This window comes from Nioella nitratireducens, from assembly GCF_001879715.1.
In the GTDB taxonomy this organism is placed as follows: domain Bacteria; phylum Pseudomonadota; class Alphaproteobacteria; order Rhodobacterales; family Rhodobacteraceae; genus Nioella; species Nioella nitratireducens.
On sequence record NZ_MNBW01000046.1, the window covers coordinates 1 to 5,679 of the forward strand.

At 55.8% G+C, this 5,679-nt stretch carries 4 protein-coding genes; all 4 read left to right on the plus strand.

Annotated features, from left to right (window positions below):
- Nucleotides 1-78 precede the first annotated feature (78 nt).
- The 4 genes from BKY27_RS20685 to BKY27_RS19285 all read left to right on the plus strand — a co-directional run bounded on the left by BKY27_RS20685 (nucleotide 79) and on the right by BKY27_RS19285 (nucleotide 5,643).
- Complete coding sequence (locus BKY27_RS20685) at nucleotides 79-636, plus strand: UPF0149 family protein (protein WP_407668429.1); 558 nt, start codon at nucleotides 79-81, stop codon at nucleotides 634-636.
- Nucleotides 637-873: 237 nt separating this feature from the next.
- Entirely contained in the window at nucleotides 874-4,725 is a 3,852-nt protein-coding gene (locus tag BKY27_RS19275; RefSeq protein ID WP_071676084.1) for a hypothetical protein, read from the plus strand.
- A 148-nt stretch (nucleotides 4,726-4,873) separates the two neighbouring features.
- On the plus strand, nucleotides 4,874-5,344 hold the full coding sequence (locus BKY27_RS19280) for an excisionase family DNA-binding protein (RefSeq protein WP_071676085.1): 471 nt from the start codon (nucleotides 4,874-4,876) through the stop codon (nucleotides 5,342-5,344).
- A complete protein-coding gene (locus BKY27_RS19285) occupies nucleotides 5,341-5,643 on the plus strand; it encodes a hypothetical protein (RefSeq protein ID WP_199559135.1) in 303 nt (100 codons plus the stop codon). The genes BKY27_RS19280 and BKY27_RS19285 overlap by 4 nt, the downstream gene beginning before the upstream one ends.
- Nucleotides 5,644-5,679: the final 36 nt, after the last annotated feature.

Below are 5,679 nucleotides of genomic sequence, written 5' to 3' on the forward strand. Positions count from 1 at the left end.
CGACCTTCGCCTTGAACTCGGGCGCGTGCTGCTTGCGTTTCGACATCTCTGATCTCCTTCTCGTCGAAGATCAGCAAACTGCAATTCGTAGCTTATGTCAGTGTCCGAAATTCGGGGGGTAGCTCAGTCCAGGCCGCGACCAATCTGATCACCGGCCATTATAACGCGGTCGCTCAGTCGCTCTCATCGCCGGTGCCCAGATATGGACCGGTCTTCGATCATGACCTTCGAACCGATGAGCTTTTATGGGAGGCGTGGGTCGATGGATTCGAACAGGCTATGCGGCTGAGGCCGGACGCCTGGGAGCGGATCGTCGAGAGCCATGACCAGGAGGCTGCGGCATCAGTCAGTATGATACTGACCCTGCACGAGATTGCCGAGGGTCGATGCGATCTTCCCGACGAGAGTATCGATGATCTGACCGAGCGAGCCCCTGATCTGATTCACGACATCGTGCTGAACCTGAACGCCTGGACCAAAGGTCAGCCCGGTTCCGGCATTAGTAGCGGAGGGTTGTTGTTTCCACCTGCGGCCAACTCGACCGAGGAACCATTTCGGGGCCGGAAGGTGGGCCGGAACGAGCTATGTCCATGCGGGTCAGGGCGGAAATATAAGCGGTGCTGTGGGGCGAACTAACGCCGTGGCACCAGGTTCTCGAAACCCAACATTCTGTCTGCGATGGCTTCGCAGGTTCAGGGGCCGGGTTTTGAGTACGAATAGATCGATGCCTGTGTGTGGGATGGCCTAGTCGAAACGAGAACATCAAAAACAACCGTTATTAAGAAGCAGCTTTTCCCGAACGGAGTTGCTGATGCCCTGAGGCAGAGAACAAGGTACTAGGGTGGTTGAACAACTGCTGATTGAAGGCTGGACGTGGCGATATTTGAACTCGAAAAAGATGATCTGCTTCGGTTGTCGGACACTCAGTTAGAGGAACTGGTCGCTCGGCTGGCTGAGGCTGACGTTGCATCGGTTGGGCATAGCCCCGCTCGGGTCCACTGGTCCGGTTCGATCACGGCCCCAGACGAAGGTATCGACATCCACGTGAATGTCCCTGCTGACACACTGGACACCGGTTATTTGGCAAGGTTGAACACAGTCTTCCAGGCCAAGAAACACAAGATGTCGGCATCGAATATTACCGAAGAAATGCGCCCAAAGGGAAAGCTGTCGCCCACGATCTCCCAGCAAGCGGAAAACGGTGGCAGCTACATCATCGTCAGCTTGACCGATGATTGTTCCCCACCGATGAGAAAGAGGCGTCTCCAGGCTATGAGGAAGGCCGTGGCGGACGACCCGAACGCGAACAACATCCACCTGGACTTCTACGACCGATCCAAACTGCATCAGTGGCTGCGGCAGCACTCCGGCGTCGCTCTCTGGGTTCGTGGGGTTCTTGGGCAGGCCCTTTCCGGATGGCAACCGTATGGGCGTTGGAGCAACCCACCGACCGGGGCCGACGACACGCTGATCCTCGCACAGGGCATCTCGATCATCATGCCAGCCGAGACAGGAACAAAGTTGTGCATCGAGGATGCCATTGTGCCTATGCGTGACCTTGTTCGCTCCACCAGCAAGACCATTCGTGTGACTGGATTATCGGGCGTCGGAAAAACCCGGATAGTTCAGTCGTTGTTCGACGAGAACGTCGGTGAGAATGCACTGGACCGGACCATCGCAATCTATGTCGATGCCGGGGCGAGCCCCGACCCATCAGCCCATGCTATGTTGGAGCGACTGGTTGCCGAGGATCGGCGGGCAATCATGGTTCTCGATAACTGTCCCTCTGACCTCCACACGGCCCTTGCAGCCAAGGTGGCCGCTGCCGGTTCCCAGGTGTCTTTGATCACCGTTGAATACGATATCCGGGATGACAAACCTCAGACGACAGAGGTGATCCGCATCGAAGCTGAAGGCCCGGATATTGCAGAGCTTCTATTGCTCCGTCGGTTCCCAGGTATCGGGCAGTTGAACGCCGGGAAGATCGCTGAGTTTGCCAATGGCAATGCGAGGGTATCGTTGGCTGTGGCCGAGAGGGTAGAAGCAGGCGAATCCTTGGCTTTGTTGTCTGACGCGCAACTGTTTGACCGCCTGTTCGAACAACGAAACCAGCCAGATGGTGATCTACGTGTTCATGCAGAGGTCCTGTCCCTGGTGTATTCGTTCTCGGTCGCCTCCCCAGATGTTGGGATCGATGAACTTGCGGTTCTGGGGTCGATCAATGGCATCCCACGGATGCAACTTTACCGATCTGTGGCACTGCTACTGGATCGTCACATCGCCCAGGGACGATCACACTGGCGAGCAATTCTACCACATGCGATTGCCAATCCACTAGCACGGGATGCACTGCGGAATATCCCCGTAGAGACCCTGCGGTCCACGTTTGAAGCGCCGGGCCGAGATCGGCTTCTGATGTCGTTCGCTCATCGTCTGGGCCTGATGCACGACCACCCTGTAGCACAAGAAATCGTCGAAACCTGGCTTCAGGACGGGGAGATTCTGGGCAGTCTCTCCACTCTCGATGATACCGGGGCCCGCATCCTCGATTACGTTGCGCCGGTCGCCCCGAACGCGGTGCTCAATCGTATCGAGGCTGAGATCGGCTCCGACGAATTTGGTGGTATGGACGCCGGTCACAATCCCCGTAGAACAACGATCCTCAGCCTCCTACATTCCCTGGCCTACGAACCCGACGAGTTTGATCGGTGTGTTGCCATGCTCCTGCGAGTGGCCGACTTCGAGGACGAGTCGAACAACTACGATTCCGTGCGAGATAAGATTGTTCGGTTCTTCCAGGCATATCTGTCCGGAACACATGCTTCGATTGGTCAGAGGTTGGCTGTGGTTCGTGATGCGTTGCAATCTGGTAATCCGAAGCGGAGAACGCTCGGCGTCCGGATGCTTGCAGCAGCCTTGGACGGACCACCCTGGATCGGATCGGGCACGAACGATTTCGGGGCCCGTCCCCGGGATTTCGGCTATCGACCCAATCATGAAGAACTTGTGGATTGGAGAAACCAGTTCATTGACCTGGCGGTTGAGATGGGGCTCAGGAACAACGCAGAACTCTCAGGGCAAGCCAGAAGCGTGTTGGCCCAGTCGTTCAGAGGGTTGTGGCATCATCAGGCCATGCGGGAGAAACTCGTAGAGGTGGCAAGAGGACTGAACGCCAGCCAGCCGTGGGTCGAAGGATGGAAAGCTGTACGTTCAACCATCTATTTTGACTATCGGAAAACAAAGCCAGAAGCCCGTGCGGAGACGTTGCCAGACGACTTGGCTTCTCTTGAACGTGACCTTGCCCCGACGCACCTGATGTCCAAAATCCGGACATACGTGCTGGGTGAGGGGCATGATCACTGGGCGTTGGACGATGAGTTCGACGATGACGAGCCAAAGAAATACAACGCCTCCGAGCGGCGATTGTCGAGACAAGCAGAAAAACTGGGCGAAGAGTTCGCTTGCTCCGGGCGACCCATGTCAGAGTTGGGCCGGGACCTGTTCGCGACTGAGTATATGCCCTACAGGTTGGCATTCGGACGTGGCCTGGCCCAGGGAGCACTGGACCGCAACGCGGTCTGGGGTGAACTGGTGAAAGAACTGCATCGGTTTGGGTCCGAGAACTACAACTACTCGATACTCAGCGGTTTCATCGAAGAGATCGATGAGCAGGATCGACCTGCTGCTCAGGCGTTGCTCGATCAGTGCCTGGAGGACACGATGCTTCGAACGGCTATCGTTGGCTTAACCCCGTCTAGATCATTCGACGAAATTGATCTGGAGCGGTGCATAGCCGCTTTGCGTCATCCGTCCACCGGGCCATGGATGTACGGTGCCCTTCTCTGGCAGGATTTCTACGACAAGCTACCGGCAGATCGTCTCCTCGAACTAATTGGAATTCTTTTGAGCAAGCCCAATGGCGACGGAGTGGTTCTCCATGGCTTGTGTATGAAACTGCATGGCGAACCCAATGAGAATGACACCCTCGGTGCACGGTTCCGCCGCGTCGGTCTATTGGCTGCGACTCAACGATTGATCCGAAGTCAGGATGATCCAGGTGGATCAACGGACCACGATATGGAGCATGTCATCCGTGCCGCGTTTTCGTTCGAGGGCAACGAGACCGAGAAGGGGGCATGGCTCGACGCAATCTTCACCGTGGTGGATGAACACCACGGTTACATGCATAGTTTTGACGACACGATCAGGACGACTGCCGAACTGGCTCCAGAGTTGTTCCTGGATCGCGTCTTCTCCGGCGACGAGGACATCCAGCGAAAGCGTCGGTTTTTTATCGAACGTGGCGGTATGGATAGTCTGCCTTTGGCGGGCATCGACATCGACGTATTGATCAGATGGTGTCAGAGCCAAGCAAACGAAGAGGTTTGGCCCGTTGTCGGGGCCAGTATCAAGTTGTGGGAGAAAGAGTCGGACGATGGCGACATTGAGCTTACCCCAGCGGCGGTGGAGTTCTTGGAAGCCTCGCCGCACAAGGAAGCTGTTTTGATGGCTTATGCCAGTCAGTTGGAACCAATGTCATGGTCTGGTTCTCGTGCCGACATCATGCAGAATCGGACGAAAGCCTTCCAAGTCTTCGCCCATCACCCCAATCCGGACATTGCTAAAGCCGCTGGTGATGCGATCAAAGAGATCACAAAGAGGATCGACGCAGTACGGAAATGGGAAAAGCGCAGAGACGAGGAACGCGAACAGCGGTTTGAGTGAGGCCAACTGCGAGAGAGGAGAGGGATTAGTCCGGTGTGACCTCGAAGACTCAAACTCGATTGCTATTTCGGCTGTTGCACTTATTTCCGTTATTTCACTTGAGAAACCAAGGAGTGCAACATAGGTTTAAGGCATAAGGAGACCCCAGATGCCATCAACCAACGACACAACCTCTGACGTGGTTCAGGGGTTGAAAGACCGCCTCCCGACGGAAGCGGAGATCGACAGTGCTGCACACGCTGCCACCGCGATTGCTGTCGCCATGGAGCTTGACGACGGGCTAAAAATTTCTGGTCAAGGTGGCGAAGCTGTCAAGATCGCTCCTGCTGTCGGCGAACTCATCATCGAACTCTTGGGCCATGTCAGTGCTGGGAATATGGTCACGCTTGTACCGGTTAGCGCCATGCTGACGACACAACAGGCGGCGGACATGTTGAACGTATCCCGTCCCCACCTGACCAAGCTCCTGAAGCAAGGCGAGATCGCTTTCGAAGAGGTCGGCAAACACCGGCGTGTCCCACTGCCTGCATTGATGCGCTACCGCGAGGATAAGGCTCGGAAGCAGGAAGAGGCGATGAAGAAACTCTCTAAGCTTGGTCAGGAGTTCGACAGAGCGTGAGCCATATTGCCAACCCTTTCGTGGTCGTTCTAGATGCGAATGTCCTATACCCGTTCCGGATGCGTGATGTCCTCTTCACCTTTGCGCAACAGGGTCTGTTCAGGGCGCGGTTTACAACGGACATAATAGACGAGTGGACACGAAACCTGATTGCGAACAAACCTGATCTGGAGGCCAGTGTTTTGCAACAGGCTGCTATTGTTGCCGAGGTATTCGATGAGTGTTTCGTCGAAGGCTACGAGCCGCTAATCGAAGGTTTGGACCTGTCGCGGTTTGGTGCCGCTCCTTTGATAGCATAATGTGCAGCAAAGGAGACGAGCTATGGGCACAGGAAG

Excerpts from the sequence above, each read along its gene's own strand:
- BKY27_RS19280 (WP_071676085.1), top strand. The coding sequence starts at position 4,874 with ATGCCATCAACCAACGACACAACCTCTGACGTGGTTCAGGGGTTGAAA.